1 protein-coding gene is annotated in these 336 nt (G+C 57.4%); it reads left to right on the top strand.

Going from position 1 to position 336, the window contains the following annotated elements; genetic code table 11:
* Positions 1-172: transposase (locus ACT3TY_RS17945; RefSeq protein WP_443589643.1), on the top strand; the 172-nt coding region annotated here is incomplete at its 5' end.
* Between the last annotated feature and the right edge of the window lie 164 nt (positions 173-336).

The following is a 336-nucleotide window of genomic DNA, read 5'->3' as shown; positions in this document are numbered from 1 at the left end:
CCTGAAGCACACGCCCTTCGCGCGCATGAGTCCAAGCAACCTGAGGCTCAAGCTCATCAAAGTAGGCGCGGTCATCCTCCGCAATACGCGCCGCATCCGGGTGTTGATGAGTGACAGCTACCCCTATAAAACGGCGCTATCCGATCTGGTCAGGCGGTTGGTGCCGAACTGACTGCTCGGGCGCCCCCGGCCCGACGCAATGGGGGAAAGGGGGAAGTGTGTCTGAAGGACGGAAAGTGGTTAAAAAGTAGCCGATGTAAGTCGAGCCAGTAGGTGTTTAGCGGTGTTACAGCCTGAGTGCGGTACTGGCTGAGGTACTATGAGAAATCCAGGCTA

Origin of the sequence: Halomonas sp. AOP22-C1-8 (assembly GCF_052378905.1) — a bacterium.
GTDB classification, from domain to species: domain Bacteria; phylum Pseudomonadota; class Gammaproteobacteria; order Pseudomonadales; family Halomonadaceae; genus Vreelandella; species Vreelandella citrativorans.
The sequence above is the reverse complement of the archived record's forward strand: the minus strand, read 5'-3'. Positions and strand labels throughout refer to the sequence as shown.